The organism is Neisseria sp. WLZKY-1, assembly GCF_046546535.1.
GTDB lineage: Bacteria > Pseudomonadota > Gammaproteobacteria > Burkholderiales > Neisseriaceae > Neisseria.
In genome coordinates this window covers 1-399 of the sequence record NZ_JBKGTW010000134.1, presented here as the reverse complement: position 1 = coordinate 399, position 399 = coordinate 1, and the positions used below count along the sequence as shown (strand labels likewise).

Annotated in this window: 1 pseudogene; it reads right to left on the bottom strand. The window is 49.9% G+C overall.

Annotation, left to right across the window (positions count from 1 at the left end):
* Positions 1-200: pseudogene (locus ACLD9W_RS12530) on the bottom strand (IS110 family transposase); the annotation flags it as partial.
* Between the last annotated feature and the right edge of the window lie 199 nt (positions 201-399).

Genomic DNA, 399 nt, shown 5'->3' with positions numbered 1-399 from the left:
AGGGTTTTGGCGAGAGGGATTTCCAAACCGCCAGTGCTTTCCATGACAACCAAACCGACGTTGTGCTTGTGCAGATAGTCAATGGTGTGGGTAAAGCCTTTGGGGTTGTTGGTTTCGGTTTTGGTCTTGTCTTTGCCGTGTATGCCGATGACGAAATGGCGTTTGGCGATGTCGATGCCGGCGTAGTTTTGGGTACTCATCATGAACCTTCCTTGTATTCGGTTGTTGGTGGCAACTGTTCGGTTGTGCTGATGGGTGGCCAGCCGCTCGTTTTTGCTACGATGCGGGTGTAATCTTAGGGTCTGTTGACATTCAATTTTTCACAGTATCATACAGATATGACCAGATATACCCTATCCGATGCCCAGTGGGCAGCCATCGAACCGCTTTGTCCGGGTA